The 17,360-nt window shown below is 61.5% G+C and carries 14 protein-coding genes; 7 read left to right on the top strand and 7 right to left on the bottom strand.

Annotation, left to right across the window (positions count from 1 at the left end; genetic code table 11):
• Positions 1–2: 2 nt before the first annotated feature.
• From B0G80_RS05920 to B0G80_RS05895, 6 genes are all read right to left on the bottom strand, one after another.
• Positions 3–719, bottom strand: coding sequence for a conjugal transfer protein TrbJ (locus B0G80_RS05920; RefSeq protein WP_116117351.1), 717 nt, complete (start codon positions 717–719; stop codon positions 3–5).
• Between the two features lie 79 nt (positions 720–798).
• Positions 799–3,483 carry a VirB4 family type IV secretion system protein gene (locus B0G80_RS05915; protein WP_116117350.1) on the bottom strand — a complete coding sequence of 895 codons (2,685 nt, stop codon included), beginning with the start codon at positions 3,481–3,483 and terminating at the stop codon, positions 799–801.
• Entirely contained in the window at positions 3,477–3,833 is a 357-nt protein-coding gene (locus tag B0G80_RS05910; protein ID WP_258878821.1) for a VirB3 family type IV secretion system protein, read from the bottom strand. The genes B0G80_RS05915 and B0G80_RS05910 overlap by 7 nt, the downstream gene beginning before the upstream one ends.
• A 21-nt stretch (positions 3,834–3,854) precedes the next feature.
• Positions 3,855–4,208, bottom strand: a complete 354-nt coding sequence (locus B0G80_RS05905; RefSeq protein WP_408967972.1) for a hypothetical protein — start codon at positions 4,206–4,208, stop codon at positions 3,855–3,857.
• A 61-nt stretch (positions 4,209–4,269) separates the two neighbouring features.
• The gene (locus B0G80_RS05900; RefSeq protein ID WP_116117348.1) at positions 4,270–5,319 is read right to left on the bottom strand and encodes a CpaF family protein; all 1,050 of its coding nucleotides are present in this window, start codon (positions 5,317–5,319) and stop codon (positions 4,270–4,272) included.
• Positions 5,316–5,834: a lytic transglycosylase domain-containing protein gene (locus tag B0G80_RS05895; RefSeq protein ID WP_116117347.1), complete on the bottom strand. Its 519-nt coding sequence runs from the start codon at positions 5,832–5,834 to the stop codon at positions 5,316–5,318. The genes B0G80_RS05900 and B0G80_RS05895 overlap by 4 nt, the downstream gene beginning before the upstream one ends.
• Before the next feature lie 611 nt (positions 5,835–6,445).
• Between B0G80_RS05895 and mobH the strand changes: the two genes are divergently transcribed.
• The 4 genes from mobH to B0G80_RS05875 are packed head-to-tail and all read left to right on the top strand — an operon-like array spanning position 6,446 to position 11,995.
• On the top strand, positions 6,446–8,614 hold the full coding sequence (gene mobH / locus B0G80_RS05890) for a MobH family relaxase (RefSeq protein WP_116117346.1): 2,169 nt from the start codon (positions 6,446–6,448) through the stop codon (positions 8,612–8,614).
• Between the two features lie 22 nt (positions 8,615–8,636).
• Positions 8,637–10,784 carry a type IV conjugative transfer system coupling protein TraD gene (gene traD / locus B0G80_RS05885; RefSeq protein WP_116117345.1) on the top strand — a complete coding sequence of 716 codons (2,148 nt, stop codon included), beginning with the start codon at positions 8,637–8,639 and terminating at the stop codon, positions 10,782–10,784.
• Between the two features lie 14 nt (positions 10,785–10,798).
• Positions 10,799–11,497, top strand: a complete 699-nt coding sequence (locus B0G80_RS05880; protein WP_116117344.1) for a DUF4400 domain-containing protein — start codon at positions 10,799–10,801, stop codon at positions 11,495–11,497.
• A 54-nt stretch (positions 11,498–11,551) separates the two neighbouring features.
• Positions 11,552–11,995 carry an SET domain-containing protein gene (locus B0G80_RS05875; protein WP_116117343.1) on the top strand — a complete coding sequence of 148 codons (444 nt, stop codon included), beginning with the start codon at positions 11,552–11,554 and terminating at the stop codon, positions 11,993–11,995.
• 14 nt (positions 11,996–12,009) lie between these two features.
• Here the strand turns inward: B0G80_RS05875 and B0G80_RS05870 are convergent, their stop codons facing one another.
• Complete coding sequence (locus B0G80_RS05870) at positions 12,010–12,204, bottom strand: AlpA family transcriptional regulator (protein ID WP_258878949.1); 195 nt, start codon at positions 12,202–12,204, stop codon at positions 12,010–12,012.
• 418 nt (positions 12,205–12,622) lie between these two features.
• Between B0G80_RS05870 and B0G80_RS05865 the strand changes: the two genes are divergently transcribed.
• From B0G80_RS05865 to B0G80_RS05855, 3 genes are read left to right on the top strand one after another with little or no spacing between them, the layout of a single operon-like run.
• Positions 12,623–14,980: an AAA family ATPase gene (locus B0G80_RS05865; protein WP_116117341.1), complete on the top strand. Its 2,358-nt coding sequence runs from the start codon at positions 12,623–12,625 to the stop codon at positions 14,978–14,980.
• The gene (locus B0G80_RS05860) at positions 14,977–16,845 is read left to right on the top strand and encodes a UvrD-helicase domain-containing protein (RefSeq protein ID WP_116117340.1); all 1,869 of its coding nucleotides are present in this window, start codon (positions 14,977–14,979) and stop codon (positions 16,843–16,845) included. Before B0G80_RS05865 ends, B0G80_RS05860 begins: the two co-directional genes overlap by 4 nt.
• Before the next feature lie 54 nt (positions 16,846–16,899).
• Positions 16,900–17,280, top strand: coding sequence for a hypothetical protein (locus B0G80_RS05855; protein ID WP_116117339.1), 381 nt, complete (start codon positions 16,900–16,902; stop codon positions 17,278–17,280).
• The last annotated feature ends 80 nt before the right edge of the window (positions 17,281–17,360 follow it).

The following is a 17,360-nucleotide window of genomic DNA, read 5'->3' as shown; positions in this document are numbered from 1 at the left end:
AGTTACTGATCCTGCAGCAGGTTGAAGTCAGGTGCCCCCTGCGTCTTCTGCTGCTCCTGCTGATTGATTTGACCCATCGCCGCGGCGCGCGCGGCGGCGAGTTGCGCGGCATTACCCTGCGCTTGCGCTTGGGCGACACGGTCCTGCATCTGCTGCGCGACCTGACGCTGCATGAGCGCATGCAAATCCACCATTTCGCCGGCCACTACGTTCGATTGCTGGTTCAGCATCTGCAGGCCCTGCACCGTGCCGGTGACATTGGGAATCTGCGACTGGATCTGTTGCAGGTTCTGTGCGCGCCCGGCGAGCGTGTCGAGATTCTGCATGTCCTGCGTGAGCTGCTGCTGATAGATTCCGCCGCGCGTCGAGGCGAGCGACGTGTAGGCCGACAGCCACTGCGCGGGGGACATGCCGGTTGTATTCATCTCCGACAGACTGCGCCCGAAGAGGGCACTCGTGGCGTTCGCCGCCTGCTGCAACTGCGTGATCGCCGTGGACAACGACTGGAAATTCGAAATCTGCGTGCGATACGGGGCGATCGTCTGGTCGATGAGCGAGATCGGTACCTGCTTCAGGTTCTGCACCATCGTCACGTACTGCTGCAGGCGCGTGATCTGCGCCTGGACGTTTTGCTCCACCATCTGCGCTTGCTGCGCTACGGAGGAGACCAGCTCCGCGTGGTTCAGGAGTTGTGTGATCTCCGTGGCGCCGCCTGTCATGCCACCGCCAGCCCGAGCTGTGCTGATGGACAAAAGTAGGCCAACAAAGAGCGAAGCGCGAGCGCCCCAAAGTGGGGTATCACGCATGATCGACCTCACGGTCGGCTGTAGGAATTTGATTCCCGCGCGCCTGTGCTGTTGCTTCCTCGATGTACCGCTCCTTCCAGTCCGAAAGACCCGAATGTAGATGCCGATCGAACATGATCTGCGCGCTCATTTCCGAGCGTAGGATTGCGATCGTGCGGGGATCGAGGGGCACCGAGACGCGGCGTGACGCGCCACCCTGCTCGGCGATGAAATAGTCGCGTTTTGCAACGAGCTTCTGGATCGCGCGAATCTGACCGTCGGACAGTCCAAAATCCCGCTGATAAGCGGTCTTTGCGGAAGGTGTGAAGTTCTCGACGGGCACAAAAACTCGCACGAGCACGTTATCGCGGATCTGCGGCCAGATCGCCGACGACGACACCTGTTCGGGCGACTGTGCATCCATCCACACGCAGCCGAGCTTCTTGCGCATCGTGACGATCCAGTTGCCGATCTGCCTCGCGAACGATTCATCGTCGAGCAGATTCCAGATCTCGGGAAGCATGACTACCGTCGGGCCGATGACACCGTTCGTGCGGCGTTGCTCGAGCGAATCCTGTATGCGGTAGGTGACGTATGACAGGAAAGGTCGCGCGATGACGGAATTCGCCAGAATCCGGTCGGTTGCCATCGAAACCCAGCGCGCGTCATCGAAACTGTCCATGACATTGTCAAAGTAGTGCGCATGCACGGCAGGCCCGACCCACAGAGCGAGCTCGTCTGCGAGCGGCCCTGCCGGCAGTGACGCGTGAACCGTGCGCAGCCGCCACAATCGCCGGTCGCTGCGGCTGCGCGTGGCGGCGAGTGCCGTTTGCAGCTCCCGCCGATCAGCAGCAGTGACGCGATAGGTGCCGCGCTGCTGCACAAGCAGCACGATCCATTCGACCAGGAATTCGAGATGGCGTCGGTCCGCGAGCAGCATCAGCGGATTGATTCGGGCTAGCTCGTTGGGATGGACGTCGCTGGCCTCGCTGTCGAACTGCATGTAACGACCGCCCTGGAGAATCGTCGGGATACGCATCGACTGGTCCTTGTCGAAGCCATACAGCCACGCGTTCGGATACTTGCGAAAGAGCGTCGCGCACAGCAGCATGAAGATCGTCTTGCCAAAGCCTGTGCGACCGCACACCAGCATGTGTCCGACGTCACCGAGAAAGCCGGTGAACCAGTAGGGGGTGCCGAACTCCGTCGGGAACGCGGCAAGCGCGGGGCAGCGCACGCCCGTTTCCTTCGTGAGATGTGCGTTGACGCGGTGGCCATCGGACACGCCACGCAACGGTAGCAGGCGCACCAGAGCCTCGGTGTCGATGAAGGACCAGCGCGCGCATTCGCGCCACATGCCGGGGATCGTGGTCGCGAACGCCGAGAGGGCGTGCAGCGTTTCGCGTACCGGCGTGAACTGAGCCGCGCGCAGCGCTTCCTCGACCGCCTTGTGCGTGGCCACGGCCTGCGTCCACGCCGCCTCAGCGGTGTGTCCGTCGTCGAACGGGCCGGTTTCGAAGACGGGCGAGTACGACAGTACGGACAGGTTGTAGTACCCATACAGTTCTTCGGCCATCTCGACCTTGCCGGCCCGACGGTTGGCTTCGTCGGCTGCGGCCGAGCGCGCCTGGTTCTGACGTGCACCCGTCAGATCTCCGCCGCGCAGTGTGGCGGCAAGGAGCGATCGCGTATCGAGCCGGCGTCCCTCGTGATAGCGGCGCACGCCGTCGATAAAGTGCATCGCAGCGGACGGCGACGTGAGCCGGAAGCAATGGCTGATGGTCACTTCGCCGGGAAGCTTGAGAAGGCCGTCGAGACTGGTCGGTAGGACGCTATCCGGCCAGAAGTCACGACGGGCCGGAATGCCCGCGGCGATCCCGAACCGTTGCCGACCTCCAGCATAGAAGTGCAAGTAGTCGTGACCCGGGCGCACTTCCGTATCGCACATTGCAACGTCGAGTGCAGGAATGTCCGGCACGGAGACCGCCTGCAGATGGTCGCTGGCGGGCGAGCCGCACGCGTGCATGAAGGCGCCCAGGCGGTTGCCGGACAGCCGTTGACAGTCCAGTCGAGGATTGCCGGCGACGAAGCCGAACAGGATGTGTTCGAAGGCTTCCACAACGGCGGCAAGTTCGGACGCGGTGTACGCGAACAGATACTGGTCGGAGAAGGTGCCGCGCACGGCCTGGAGCAGCGAGTTGATGAGGGAGAGCCCGTCGTGCGTCATTCCGTGGGTGAGCTTGCCGGCGAAGCGATCGATGCCGACTTCCGGCGCGAGCGTGAACGTCAGAAAGTGACGGTTCGAATAATTCGCGGCCTTCATGAATGTTTCTCGCCGTGCGTCATCGACCTGCTGCGAAACCGGGTCTGGCATTGGTGCGCTGAGATACCGCGCACTACGGCGGCGATGAACCGTCCACCACATCGTGATCGGGCGCCGAGCCATGTCGCGCAGTGACGTGAGGAGGTTGTCCATCAGTTCAAGGATGTGGCTGGTCGACAGCGCGTCCGCGTCAGGCCCGGTGAAGCCATATGTCGCCATCAGCGCCGAATCCTTGTTGACGATGAGCGAGTCGCTGAAACGGAAGAGCCATGGCACCAGTTCAGCAGTCGAGCGGCGATCGCCATCGGTGCGCTGTGCGACGCGCGTGAGCGATTCCGCGTCGAACGGGGGGCGTGCGAAGGCAGGCGTCAGCATGGCAAACTCCTCGCAAAGCCTTTCGGACGTGCGTTGACCTTCTGGCGGAGCAGCTGGCGCGGTTCGTAGTACTCGCCTTGGCGGCTATATTTCGTGTAGCAACGGATCTGGTCCGGATCGCGTCGCACGGCAAGCCACAATACGGGGTGCGTAACCAGCACCGCGAGCAGTACCCATGCGTTTCGCATGCCGGCGGCGAACGTGATGACGATAGCGCACTGCGCGATGCACCATTTTCGGTCGATACCAAACAGCAGGAACTGTTCGAGCATGGTCTTGCGGATACGTGCTGCGAGCGGATCGTCAGGTTCGCCAGTTGCATCGAGGTGGTCAGCGTGCTGTGCGCCCATCGTGTGTCTCCGATTCGCTCTTCACAGCGTGCCGGTGCAGGCTGCACCGTGGTTGAAGACCTGCGCCCACAGTAGCGGCATGTTCAAAATTGCGAGCGTGCCCAGCACGCCGCGCAGCACGTGGGTCTTGATGTTGCTGCGACCATCATCGAGCAGCCACAGCACGATCGAGCCGACCAGTGCAGACAGCGACACGACTTCCAGCAGCTCGTTGTCGAGCACGTCCTGATAGACCGTGCACAGGCCCCCGTTCCAGATCCCCGCATGTGCAAAGATCGGGATTGAACCAAGCCACAACGCAACGAGGATGGCGCGGATGGCACGCTCGTGCTGGAGCAGCAAACCTTGCCAGGTCGTCCGAAGTGCGCGGCTCATGTTGACGGCAACGGAAATCGTGCGACGCACAGCAATCACGCCCTGGGAGATAGGGGTTGATTCATGCATGAACTGCCTCCTCGACGTCCGCGTAGCGGGAAAAAAGGCGACGCGTGCTGTAGCGGTCGTGTTCAACGCCGAGCACTTCGAGGATTTCGACGGGACCGCGGACTGCGCCCTGTCGCTCGGCGTGCACGAAGAAGCGGAACGTCGAGGCGATCTTTTGGCGCAGGTCTGTCATCGTCATCAAACGCCCCTCGTCGCTCATGCGAATGAGCGATTCGAGTCGCGCGGGTGCCGTATCGGCCGAATCAGCGTGGAACGAGACGATGGAACCGGGGTGACCCGTGTTCAGCGCTTCCATCAAGTCGAATGCTTCAGCGCCGCGGACTTCACCGACGATGATGCGGTCGGGGCGGATACGCAGCGAGAAGCGAACAAGGTCGCGGACAGTGATGCCGAGGTTGGTTTCCAGTCCCACGTGGTTGGGTGCAAGGACCTGCAGCTCGGCCGTATCCTCGATAGTCACGATGCGATCGCTTGCCGGCATCGCATCGATCATCGCGTTGAGCAGAGTTGTCTTGCCAGACGACGTGCCGCCTGAGAACGCGACGTTAATCCGCTCACGCATGACCCATTGAAAAAACTCCCGCAGGGCAGCGCCGCCGCCAGCCAACCGTTCAAGCAGGGCTGCATTGCGACGGCGTGCGGGGCTGGACCGTGCCGCAGGCAGCACGTCGAACGCACCGTTACGTTCATATTCTCCGAGACCTATGCGACGGCGCGCGTGCTTGCGGACCGAGAGCATGTCGCCGTGAACGGCAACCGGATGTCTGGCGGCTGCGAGCCGAAGACCGGGCAGGCGCGCATCGAGCAGCGGTGTTTGTGCCTTTGCATTGACATTGGCGAGAATCGTAATGGCGCGGTCAAGCGCGTCCGGATCGAGGTCTGCGCCAGCAATATATGAAACAGCTCCGTTGCGCTCGAGGAAGACGGTGTCGGCACGGTTGACCATGATCTCCTGGACGTCAGGATCGGCCAGCATGGGTTGCAGTGGACCAAGGTAATCGTTCAGTACCTCAATCGCGTATTCGTACGTGAGCCGGCTCATTGCCCATTTCCCCATCCGATAGGTTCGAAGAGTCGGGCTACGAAGCTCGAATGAGAAGCCCCGGCAGTCATGGCTTGCTGGTGCTGGGCCCCGGTTTGCGGTGCGGCGTGCAGTTGCCGGTAAACACGACGTGCATAGGCAATGCGCTTTTGACGTGTGCCGGCGTTGTAGGCACCGATAGCATCCCACGTGAGTCCGAGGCGACGGATGTCCTGCGACAGGATCCACGCGCCGACATAGGCATTGGTGCAGCCGTCTTGGAGGTCTGCACGCGAGACGCCGAAGCGGGAGAGCCTCGAGAGCCACCGGCTGTTGATTTGCATGAGCCCGATGTCGGTGGTGCCGTCATCATTCAGATGGACGACGCCGGCGCGCTGTCCTGATTCAACGGTGGCGATCGCGCGCACCAGGCGGACATTGACGTGATGAAACCGCGCGGCATCGTCGAGGCAGTTGGCGCGGCTCGTCGCGGCGACGAGCAATGCACACAGGGGCATCATCGGGACACGCTTCACGTCGACCTCATCCGGTGGGACAGCTTTGAAGAAAAAGGACCTGCCGGGCGCGGGGTGCAGCCCGGCAGGTCAACAGCGCGCGTCAGTCCAGGGGGAAGGACTGACGGTTTCACTGTAGGCCGGGCCGGTGCGGTCAGTGCGGGGATGCCTGCACCGTAGCGATCCGTCTCGCGCCGTCATTTCTGACTGGGCCAGCGAACGGAGCCGACAGCACACGTGCTGTCCAGTGCGGGACAAAGTGATCCAGACAAGGCCGCAAAGGCAAGGGGAACAAAGGTTGTTGTAAAAGGGAAGGGCCCAATCCAAAGGCCGCGGATGATGCTGGGAGGATTCGCATCACCCGCTCAAAGGCGCAAACGGCCAAGGGCAAAAAAGGGTTGTGCAGCAACGGAGAAAAACGCTGCGGCCCTTGCCGCACAAGGCCGAGAAAGGACTGGTGGGCGGCCCCAGAAATAGGCTCACCGCCCGGCGGCGTGTCTGCGCGACGCGGCACGTTGTCGTGCAGCCATTTGCGGCAGGCAGTGCGGGCCAGTGCGTACCGTTGAACCGTGCGACGCATTTTCGATCGCGCGCCGAGGTCATCCCCCCTCCCGTTCTTCTGGAAACCTCACATGGCTTTAGCCAATGCGCTTGACTGGTTGAAGTTGCCACGATCGTCGATGGAGCTGGCGACACTGCCGGTGCAGCCGCCGGTGTCGTCATCAGTGCCGCCCGCGCCGCCTGTCAGGCGCAGCGTGCCGCCTTTGCCGCAGTATCTGCCGGTACTGGGATTTCGCGAGCTGGTCCAGCGAACGGGCGTCGAGGCAATGGTCCGCCGTATTGCCAGCAGTCTGGGTCTGTCGCCCGAGAGCGAGCAGCGCGACCTCGAACCTTTGCTGCAGCGGCTCACGGAGTTCGTGCAGCTTCTGCCGGCGTCGGAGTCGCATCATCACGCGCAACCGGGCGGGCTGCTCATCCACCTGCTCGAGGTGGCGCGCTATGCGCTGCATTTTCGTGAGGGTTACCGGCTGCCGCTCGGCGCGAGCCCCGAAGACCAGATGCAGCATGGCGCGCGGTGCAGCTATGCGGTGCTGGTTGGCGCGCTGCTGCACGACATCGGCAAGCCGCTCGCGGACCTGAAAGTCGAACTGGCCGCCGGGCATGACGTTCGTGCCTGGGTGCCGATGGCCGGCAGCATGAACGAGCAGGGTGGCGAGTGGTACCGCGTCGATTTTCCGGCGCCTGGGGACCGCGATTACGGTGCCCATTCGCGTCTTGCCATCGTCTTGCTGCAGCGTCTCGTGCCGGCAGCGTCGTTGAGCTGGCTGGCCCAGTATCCGCCAGTGCTGCAGGAACTGGCGGCATACCTGTCCGGAGAGGCCAGATCGAAAGACAGTGCGCTCGCAAAGATCGTTGGCGACGCGGATCGCCGGTCGGTCGCGGAAGACCTGCTTGCCGGTCCGCGCACGCGGTTCGCGACGGCGCGTGCGGTGCCGCTGATCGAGCGATTGATGGAGGGACTGCGACGGCTTCTGGCAGAAGGCGGGCTGCCGCTCAACCGCGCAGGCGCGACCGGCTATAGCGACGGCGAATCGCTGTGGTGCGTGGCCAGAACACTCGCCGAGGCTGTCCGCACTTACGTCGCTGCGCATGAAGAACAACGCAGCGGCGCCGCCGGCATTCCGGCGGACAACAACCGGCTCTTTGACACGTGGCAGGAATACGGTGCGCTGGTGCCCACGCCCGAGGGTGGCGCCATCTGGACGATCATGGTGACGATCGGTGCCTGGAGGCAGACTTTCACCGTGCTGCGTTTTCCGCTCGATCACCTTTACGCCGATCCCGCTCGCTATCCACGTGCCTTGCCTGCGGGTTCTGTTGAAGTCGTTGAAGTGAGCGCCGAGCCGAACCCCACTTCTGAATCAGCCGACATCGCTGATGGCGGTGCAACGACCCCTACAGCAGAGCCTGCCGGGCAAGCGTCATCCCCAGCCGCCGATCCAGTGACGACGAAACTCGATCAAGGCGTCTGCGCACCGGACGCCGCGGCATCGATCGCGCGCGAGAATCCGGATCGACGCGATCACCGCAGATCGGCCAATGACTCGCCAGGGCCGCAGGTGCGCTCCGCTTCTGATGCCGGTGCGCCGTCCATGAACGAGGGTGCGACGGCGTATCTGCCCGACGCCGAGAGCGCCGCCGTGCCCGATGACGAAGCGGTCATTGCACACCGCAGAGGCAGCGACGAAGTACCCATACCGGATCAGGTCAGTGCGCCGGTTCGCCCGCGCGAGAAGGCGCGGGTTCCATCAAGATCCATTGCCGCCCGCGCGGGTGCCCGGCAGCCGCGGCCCAATGCCGAACGGTTCATGGCCTGGGTGCAGGAGGGTATCGCGACCGGCGCGTTGCCCTACAACGAAGCAATGGCACGTGTGCATTTTGTGCCGGAGGGCATGCTGCTTGTCACGCCCGCGATCTTCCGGGATTTTGCCCAGGCGCATCCTGATGCGATCGAGCAGGCCGCGACCGACGATGGCCGTACCCCGGAGCCGTGGAAGCAGGTTCAGCGCGATTTCCAGAAGTCCGGCTACCCCGTGACAGCCGATGCCGGCGGCGTGGGCCGGTCCTATCTGCTCCACTACACCATCAAGGGTGCCGGCGGCCGGCAGCTATCCGTGATGCTGGTTCCCGAGCCCGAGCGGTTTTTCAATCCCGTGCCGTCGGCGAACGCGATGATCCAGTCGAAGCAGAAAGCGGGCGTAGCGGAAGACGCGGATTCACCTCAGTCATCTGAAGCGTGATCGGGGCATCGGGGAAACGGCGATGGCCTATCCGGTCGAGAACCTCTTTCGCAGGCCCGTTGAACTGCTGTCCTCCGTGGCTGCGCTCGCTGCAACCGGCATCCTCTGGTCCCACCGGGCGCTCTTCCTCATCACGCCCGCCACCGGCGCCGTCACGACGCTCGCGCTCCTGTCCCTGGCCTGCGTTCGCGGGCGACAGGCAGGGCGGTTGATGCGCTTCCAGCGCAACCTGCGGCGCCTGCCTCAATATGTCATTCCCGCGGCCGGGATTCCGGGCTCGGCGAACGAGGTGTTTCTCGGGCGGGGCTTTCGCTGGAGCGTCATTCATACGCAGCGGCTTTACCAGTCCCGTTTTCCCGAAAACCGCCGGCTGCTTGGCCGCAATGACCTGTACGACCGGGCGCGCGACTATGAGCGTCGGTATCCCGATAGCCGGATCGCGCATGTGACCCGTCGTGAGGCATGGTGGAATCCGGTGGCGCCGTTGCCGCCCGTTGGAGGAGACCCCGCGCTGCATGGTGTCGAACCGGATGAGCGGGACATCTGGTTCGACATTAGCGAGCGTGTCGGGCACATGGCAGTGCTTGGCACGACGCGCGTGGGCAAGACGCGGCTGTGCGAGGCGTTGGTTGCGCAGGACATTCGGCGCGGTGACATCGTGATCGTGTTCGATCCGAAGGGCGACGTCGATCTGCTGCTGCGCATGTACGCCGAGGCGAAACGCTGCGGGCGGGAAAGCGAGTTCACGTTCTTCCATCTGGGCTATCCCGACAAATCAGCGCGCTACAGCCCGATTGGCACCTACTCGCGCATCACGGAGGTGGCGACACGCATTGCCGGCAATCTGCCGAAGGAGGGCCAGTCCGCTGCATTTCGCGACTTCGTCTGGCGCTTCGTGAACGTGATGGCCCGCGCCATGAGTGCGCTCGGCATCCGTCCGACCTACGAGATGATCTACCAGAACGCGGTGAACATCGATGGGCTCGCGTTACGGTACTTCCGCTTCTGGCTCGATCGCAACCATCCGCGTTGGGAGGAGGGGCTGGAGGCGCTGGACAAGGAAGAGGCGAAGCAGGCGATGCGTCTGCAACGCAACCAGGAAGTCTTGCAGGTCGCGAACCTGATCCGGCAGCAGGGCTGGACCGATCCGATCGCCAATGGGCTGCTGTCGGTGATCAGCAACGAGCGCTCGTATTTCGACAAGCTCGTGTCGTCGCTCTATCCACTCCTGGAAAAGCTCACCACGGGCCGGACATCGGAGCTGTTGTCGCCTGACTATGACGACCCCCATGATCCGCGCCCCGTGTTTGACTGGAACCGCGTGATGGACCGCGGTGGCATTGTGTATGTCGGGCTCGACGCGCTGTCCGACTTCGAGGTCGCGGGCGTGGTCGGCAACGCCATGTTCGCGGATCTGACGTCGACCGCGGGCCGCATCTACAAGTACGGGCACAGCTACGGACAGAGCACGGCCGGCGGCCGACGGCGCGTGTCGATCCACGCCGACGAATTCAACGAACTGGTCGGCGATGAGTTCGTGCCGATGGTCAACAAGGCGGGCGGTGCCGGTTATCAGGTCACCGCATACACGCAGACAAGCGCCGATCTTGAAGCCAGAATCGGCTCACGGGCGAAGGCAGAACAGATCTTCGGAAATTTCAACACGCTTGTGATGCTGCGCGTGAAGTACGTCACCACCGCGAAGATCCTGACGGACCAGCTTCCGATGGTCGATGTGAAGTCGCTCACGCTCGCGTCGTCGGCGACGGACGCGGTGCGGCGCGGCGAGGGCATACATTTCACCGCGCAGACGCACGACCAGATCGCGGTGCGACAGGTGCCGATGCTGCAGGCGTCCGATCTGACGCAACTGCCGAAGGGCCAAGCGTTCGCGCTCGTCGAGGGCGGCCAGCTTGTGAAAGTGCGGCTGCCATTGCTCGACGCGCAGGACCCGGTCAGGCTGCCGGGGCTCGATGAGGTAGTGGCCGACATGAGGTCCCGCTATGCGTCCTACGTCCACGCCGTGTCGCCATTCGACGAGGCGGGCGGCGTATCGCCCGATGCCATTGGCGGCACGGTGGGCAGCTTCATGCCGGTCGATGCGTCTGCCGGGTCACCGGCGTCCACCACCGGTCCCTGGGCCGTGGAGGGCAAGGGCGCCGGGTTCTGACGATTGAGGCGGGCATGGTCACGAAAACACGGGACGGCAATGCCGATGGTGTGAAGTCCTTTTTCTGGATTGTTGACCTGGCGATCCAGATTGCCCTCTGGCTGCTGCTGGCTAGCATCCTTGCGGTGCTGGCCGATCTCGCAGTTGCGCACTACCTGTGGCGCGCCGATCCGGTCGGCGGGATGCAGGAGCTCCTGCACTTTTACCTGAACGAGACGACCGATCCCGGGTTGGCGGCGCGGGCGGCCGACGTCGCGTACTGGAGCTGGTTCGGCTGGACCGGCATCGATGCGTCGGCGCGGGCATGGGGGGCGGGCGTTCTGCCGTCACATGGCTTGGAATCGTACCTGCGACCGGCGTTTACGGGGGCGACACGCGAGTCGCTCGTGGTGGCGATGGTCGGTGTCGAGCTCTTCGGCGTTCGCATCGCCATGCTCTCGATGACCGTTCCGCAGTTCGTGCTCGCGATTGTTGTTGCTGTGGCCGACGGTCTGGTGGCGCGACACGTGAGGCGCGCGCAGGGCGGCCACGAGTCGGCGACCCGTTACCATCACGCGACGCGCTTCCTGACGTTCGGCGTGGTTCCGTTGACTGCGATGATCTGGCTCGTCGCGCCCGTACCCATACCAGTCTGGCTGCTGTTCTGGCCGGTGTCGATCATGATCGTCATGGCAGTATGGAACATGGCGAAGTACTTCAAGAAGTACACGTAGGTTGCAATTTGACTCCCCTATACTCCCGCCATGAAGAAACAGAACAGACAGGTTATGCAGCGACGTGTGGCGGTTCGACGCTCGCCCGTGCATGGGCGGGGCGTGTTTGCGTTACGGGAACTCGAAGCCGGAGAACGGATTTTCGAATACAAGGGCGAGACGATCGAGTGGACGGCAGCCATCAGACAGCATGAAAGCACGGGCACAACTGGCCACACGTATTTCTTTGGTCTGTCCGATGGGCGCGTGATCGACGGCGGGCGTCGGGGAAACAGCGCGCGCTGGTTGAATCACTCGTGCAACGCCAATTGCGAGGCGTTGGAGATTGAGGACCGCGTATTTATTCATGCGTCGACGGCGGTCGCACCCGGCGACGAACTCTTTCTGGACTACCAGTTGGTCGTCGACGAACCTGCAGACGAAGAGGCCCGACTGAGCTATGTCTGCAGATGCGGCGCGGCGGGATGCAGGGGCACGATGCTGGCCGCGGGCTCGTGATGTTACGCGCGGAATCAGCGGTCCGATGAGAGCGTTGGCGCCGAACGCTCTCGCGCGGCGGTGCGGTTCGCGAGCCAGGCTTCCAGCTCTGATTCGCGCCAACCTGTTGCACGTTCTCCAATGCGGATGGGCCGCGGGAATTCGCCTCGCCCGATCATTGCATAGATGGTCGCACGGCAAAGGCCGATCTTTTTCACGACATCCTTCATCCGCATTACCTGATCCATGGCGCATATCCTCCTGCTTCTTGTTCAGCTTTGATTATCCCCCCATCGTTTCAGCCCTCAATGGACACGCGTCAGAACGGGAATGAGGTGTCGTGAGGCGGCGTGAAGATTCGCCACCCAAGCTAAAACTAAAGTGACTGTCGCCGTTACTCTTGGTTACAATAATCCGCCTTGGACACGCTTGCGGCTGCGTCGGTTGACCGGATTCTAAGGTCGTGCCTAGCAACTTCGTCACAGGGCCAATACTTCGCTCCAGTATCGCGGCGGATGTGCAGGAAACCGTGAGCATCCTGAGACGGATTCGTTGGAATTCATCTGGCTGCCATGTATCAATGCAGTCCGGCGATTTCGAATCTTAAGACTCAGGTCGTGGCGGGATAGAGACCTACGGGGAAACAGCATGAACATCAAGCTCGTCGAGATCGGGAACTTCCGCAAGTTGCAGAAGGTGAGGGTCGATCTTGCGGAGAAGACGACTGTCTTCGTCGGCGCCAACAACAGTGGAAAGACGTCCGCGATGGTCGCGCTTCGCCATTTCCTCGTGGGACGCATTGATTTTTCGATCAATGATTTCACGCTGTCAAATTGGGCCAAGCTCGACGCGCTCGGGCAACAATGGGAGGCTTCGGAAGCCGAAGAGGCGGACCAGCCATTCGACTGGAACGCAGTACTTCCGCACCTCGACGTTTGGCTCGATGTGTCGGAGACGGAACTTCACTACGTTCAGAAGATCCTGCCGACGCTCGACTGGGCCGGCGCGCCCATCGGCGTGCGTCTGCGCTACGAACCCAAGGACGAGCAGGCCTTCAGGGCCGCATATCTGGCAGCGAAACTCGCAGCGGCGGCTGTCATGAGCGCTAATGCGGCGGAGGCAGCACCGTCAGCAGCAGCTTCTAATGGAGCGGATGGGTTCGCTCTCTGGCCCCGGTCCTTGATGGACTTCCTGTCCGTCAAACTTCGTTCGATGTTCGAAGTACGCGCGTACCTCCTTGACCCGGCCAAGCTGGTTCTGCCGAAGGATGGTATCGCCGCGCCGCAGGCTCTTCCCGCCGATAGCGAGCCTGTGGAAGGAGATCCACTTAAGAAGATTATCCGGATCGATGAGATCAGCGCGCAGCGCGGGTTTGGATTTGCGCCGGCAACGACACGGGGTGAGGATAATCAAGATGAAAGTGGCGCGCGCGGTGGGAAAAAACTATCCAGTCAGCTTCGTCACTACTACGCCCAGCACCTGGACCCTTTCGATCAACCCGAGCCGAAGGATCTGGAGGCCTTGCAAGCTCTTCACGGAGCGCAGACCGCATTCGGCAAGCGCCTGGCAGTGTGCTTTGCCGATGCACTCCGGGAACTGGAGGACATCGGCTATCCCGGTGTGACAGACCCGAAGCTCACGATTACCACGAACATCAAGCCCATCGACGGCTTGAATCACGCATCGGCTGTTCAGTACGTCGTGCCCACGCATCAAAGCACCCCGACCGGCCAGATCCATCAGCTTCCAGAAGATTCGAACGGACTCGGTTACCAGAACCTCGTTTCGATGATTTTCGCGCTGATGAGCTTTCGTGACAAATGGATGCGCATCGGCAAGGCCGGGAAAGTGACCGGGGATGGCGATGAGCTGATCCCGCCGCTTCATCTCGTGCTGATCGAAGAACCGGAGGCGCATCTTCATGCGCAGGTTCAACAGGTCTTCATCAGGCAGGCGTATGAGGTCCTGCGCAAACACGACAAGCTCAAGGCCTCAAAGGACCTGTGTACTCAACTGGTAGTGAGTACACATTCCAGCCATCTTGCACACGAGGCCGAGTTTACGTCGCTGCGGTATTTCAGACGACTCCCGGTGAAGACGGTGGACGGCTCCGTGCCCGTCTCATGCGTTGTGAACCTGTCCGGGACGTTTGGCACCGAGGACGATACTGCCCGATTCGTCAAACGGTACCTGAAGGCGACGCACTGCGACCTCTTTTTCGCCGACGGAGTGATCCTTGTCGAGGGACCGGCCGAACGTATTCTCGTTCCGCACTTCGTGCGTTCCCGGAGCGAGTATGAGTTCCTCGGCCGTTGTTACGTGACGTGGCTTGAGATCGGCGGGAGCCACGCTCATCGGTTGAAGTCGCTGATTGAACATCTCGGCCTGAACACGCTGATCATCACCGACATCGACGCCAAGAACGCTACGGGCAGTTCAGTTCCGCCGGCTCGTGGCACCGGTCTGAAAGCGCGCAATGAGACGCTGAAAACGTGGGTTCCGAAGAGTGAGTCGCTGGATACCTTGCTCGACACAAAGGAGGAGGATCTCGCTCTTTCGGACAGCAGTGGGTACGGCGTCCGCGTGGCCTATCAGCAACCCATAAGGGCCAAGTTCAAGACAACCGATCCGGTGGAGCTGCTCGCAAACACCTTTGAGGACGCGCTGGTCTACGAAAACCTTGAGACATTCAAGACGATGAGCGGCACCGGCCTGATGGGTCGCCTTCGGAAGTCGATTGATGACGCAGTCGATGCTGCCGACCTCGCCGGCAAATTCGCGATTGACCTCGGGAAAGGTGGCAAGGCTGAATTCGCAATGGAGCTTCTCTATAGTAGCGAGATCGACACGATGAGCGTCCCCACATATATCAGCAAAGGGTTGCTATGGCTCGCCGCCCAATTAAAGAGAAAGGAGGACGAGGTCCTCGGCAAGGGGCCGTCTGCTGTTTTGATGCCGGTAGAGTCCACGCCTGAAGAGCCCATAGGCGACGAGGTGGCCGCATGACGGCCGCCCTCCAACCGGCAGAGCCAGACGATGCTCACGTCGACATTGAAATCGCGGCCTGCCTCAATCTCGATACACCGAAAAGCTTTTTCCTCTTCGCTGGCGCCGGCTCCGGCAAGACGCGATCGCTTGTCACGGCGCTTCAGCACGTTCAAAGGACGATGGCAGACCGACTCCGCGTCAAGGGCCAGCGGGTCGCCGTCATCACCTTTACCAATGCCGCAAGCGACGAGATCAAGAGACGACTCCAGTTCGATCCCTTGATTGACGTTCGAACCATACATAGCTTCGCCTGGTCGCTCATCGAGGGGTTGAACCACGATATCCGGGAATGGTTGCGGTTGGATCTCGCAGAGGACATTGCGAAGCTTAGAGCTGAAGAAGCCAAGGGGCGCAAAGGGACGAAGGCTTCCGCGAGCCGCCTGAGCAGGATCGAATCGAAGACGCGGCGGTTGCAGAACCTGCCCAACATCAAATCGTTCACATATAGCCCAACAGGAGATAACCGCGGGCGCGACGCGCTCAATCATGGGGAGGTGCTGAAGCTAACGGCCCATTTTTTCAGCACGAAACCGGCCATGCAAAGCATTCTCGCGGGGCGGTATCCGATCCTGCTTATTGATGAAAGCCAGGATACCAATCGGCATCTGGTCGATGCACTCTTTGCCGTTCAGTCCAAACTGAAAGGGCGATTCCTGCTCGGCCTGATAGGCGACATGATGCAGCGGATCTATTCAGACGGGAAGGAGGGGCTTGGACAGGGCCTGCCGGACGACTGGTCAGAGCCGGCGAAAGCCTTGAACTACCGGTGCCCCAAGCGTGTTGTTACGTTGATTAACAAGGTACGCAGCGACGGGCAACGGCAGATCACACCATCATCCACGTCCGACGGGCATGTCAGGCTTTTCATTCTTCCCAGTAGCACGGAAGACAAGCCTGCAGCAGAACGCGCCATCGCCAGGCACATGGCCGCCATCACCCGCGATGAACAATGGAACGAGGCAAAGGCTGTGAAGACGCTCACCCTTGAGCATCGCATGGCCGCGTCGCGCCTGGGGTTCCTTGACGCGTTTTCCGCGCTCTACGACTACGAAGGCTGGCGCACCAGTTTTCTTCAGGGCACGCTGCCAGTATTCCGGTTTTTCTCGGAGCAAGTCCTTCCCCTGATCCGTGCCCAGCGCGCAGATGACCAGTTCGCCATTGCCCGCATGGTCAAAGCCAGCTCGCCGCTCATGAGCCCCGTGTCCCTGCGGCAGTCGAAAGACAACAAGGCCCTGCTCCAGGGTGTCAGCAAGGCAGTCAGCGGTCTCCTTGAACTCTGGAGCGGCACCGTGGAGCCTTCATTGCTCTCCGTCTTGACGTACGTCGCGACGACCAGTCTCCTTGAGATCCCCGATGCGCTTCAGGCACATGCGTCTGGAGCGATTGAACGGGCCGCGGCCGACTCATCCGACGAAGATGAACGGGAAGATCACCAAACGGAACGGGACATCGCCATCCAGACTTTTTTGAGGACGCCGTTTTCTCAAATCGAACCGATGACCGAATATCTTTCAGGTAGGGCTCATTTTGACACCCATCAAGGCGTGAAGGGTCTGGAATTTGATCGGGTAATGGTCGTCATGGACGACTCGGAAGCACGCGGCTTCATGTTCAAGTACGACGATCTGTTCGGGGGGAAGCCTGCAGGGGATAGAACGGTGGAAGCAACCAAACGCCTGTTCTATGTGACGGCAAGCCGCGCGAAGGAAAGCCTTGCGCTGGTCGCCTATTCCGCGGCGACCGAACGTGTTACGTCCTTCGTTTTGAACGAAGGCTGGTTCACTCCCGCAGAAATCGTCTCGGAACTCCAATTGGCTACATAGACACCACGGCGCCGTCTGAGCGCAACACAACGGAAAACGACGGGGAAATTAACCATGGACCAGGTCCCGGACATCAAGATCGACGAAGTTTTGCCACCTAAAGCGACGGGCACTCCCACGAGCAAAGAAAGAGACGATCCTTTTGGCCTTGCTCGCGCCGCCGAGAGCATTCGACATGGTTTCGTCGATACAACGCGTATTCGCGAGGAAGAGAAGACCCAGCGCGACGCGAACCTGCATCAGCAAAAGATGCTCGAGTTGGAGCACGCCGAAGCTGAGCGAAGGCGTACATTTCGTTCGAACTGGATCATTGCTGCCGCCTTCTGTGTCTTCCAGGCCCTGATTGCGGCATACGGTTTCAAGACAAGCAGCGTTAGCTACGTCCTTGCGGCGGCAAACGGCTTTGGTGCTTTTTTTGTCAGTCGCAAGTTTTGATAGACCGGAACGCAACCCTTGGGCGCCCCATAAGGCGGTCCACCACACAGAAAGGAAGAGGTAAACCAATGACTAGGCCG

The organism is Paraburkholderia sp. BL6669N2 (assembly GCF_003387275.1).
Lineage (GTDB): Bacteria > Pseudomonadota > Gammaproteobacteria > Burkholderiales > Burkholderiaceae > Paraburkholderia.
This window is presented reverse-complemented; position numbering and strand designations above follow the sequence as displayed.

Excerpts from the sequence above, each read along its gene's own strand:
- B0G80_RS05910 (WP_258878821.1), bottom strand. The coding sequence starts at position 3,833 with ATGGGCGCACAGCACGCTGACCACCTCGATGCAACTGGCGAACCTGAC.
- mobH (WP_116117346.1), top strand. The coding sequence starts at position 6,446 with ATGGCTTTAGCCAATGCGCTTGACTGGTTGAAGTTGCCACGATCGTCG.
- B0G80_RS05905 (WP_408967972.1), bottom strand. The coding sequence starts at position 4,208 with ATGAGCCGCGCACTTCGGACGACCTGGCAAGGTTTGCTGCTCCAGCAC.
- B0G80_RS05915 (WP_116117350.1), bottom strand. The coding sequence starts at position 3,483 with ATGCTGACGCCTGCCTTCGCACGCCCCCCGTTCGACGCGGAATCGCTC.
- B0G80_RS05920 (WP_116117351.1), bottom strand. The coding sequence starts at position 719 with ATGACAGGCGGCGCCACGGAGATCACACAACTCCTGAACCACGCGGAG.
- B0G80_RS05860 (WP_116117340.1), top strand. The coding sequence starts at position 14,977 with ATGACGGCCGCCCTCCAACCGGCAGAGCCAGACGATGCTCACGTCGAC.
- traD (WP_116117345.1), top strand. The coding sequence starts at position 8,637 with ATGGCCTATCCGGTCGAGAACCTCTTTCGCAGGCCCGTTGAACTGCTG.
- B0G80_RS05870 (WP_258878949.1), bottom strand. The coding sequence starts at position 12,204 with ATGAAGGATGTCGTGAAAAAGATCGGCCTTTGCCGTGCGACCATCTAT.
- B0G80_RS05900 (WP_116117348.1), bottom strand. The coding sequence starts at position 5,319 with ATGAGCCGGCTCACGTACGAATACGCGATTGAGGTACTGAACGATTAC.
- B0G80_RS05855 (WP_116117339.1), top strand. The coding sequence starts at position 16,900 with ATGGACCAGGTCCCGGACATCAAGATCGACGAAGTTTTGCCACCTAAA.
- B0G80_RS05880 (WP_116117344.1), top strand. The coding sequence starts at position 10,799 with ATGGTCACGAAAACACGGGACGGCAATGCCGATGGTGTGAAGTCCTTT.
- B0G80_RS05875 (WP_116117343.1), top strand. The coding sequence starts at position 11,552 with ATGCAGCGACGTGTGGCGGTTCGACGCTCGCCCGTGCATGGGCGGGGC.
- B0G80_RS05865 (WP_116117341.1), top strand. The coding sequence starts at position 12,623 with ATGAACATCAAGCTCGTCGAGATCGGGAACTTCCGCAAGTTGCAGAAG.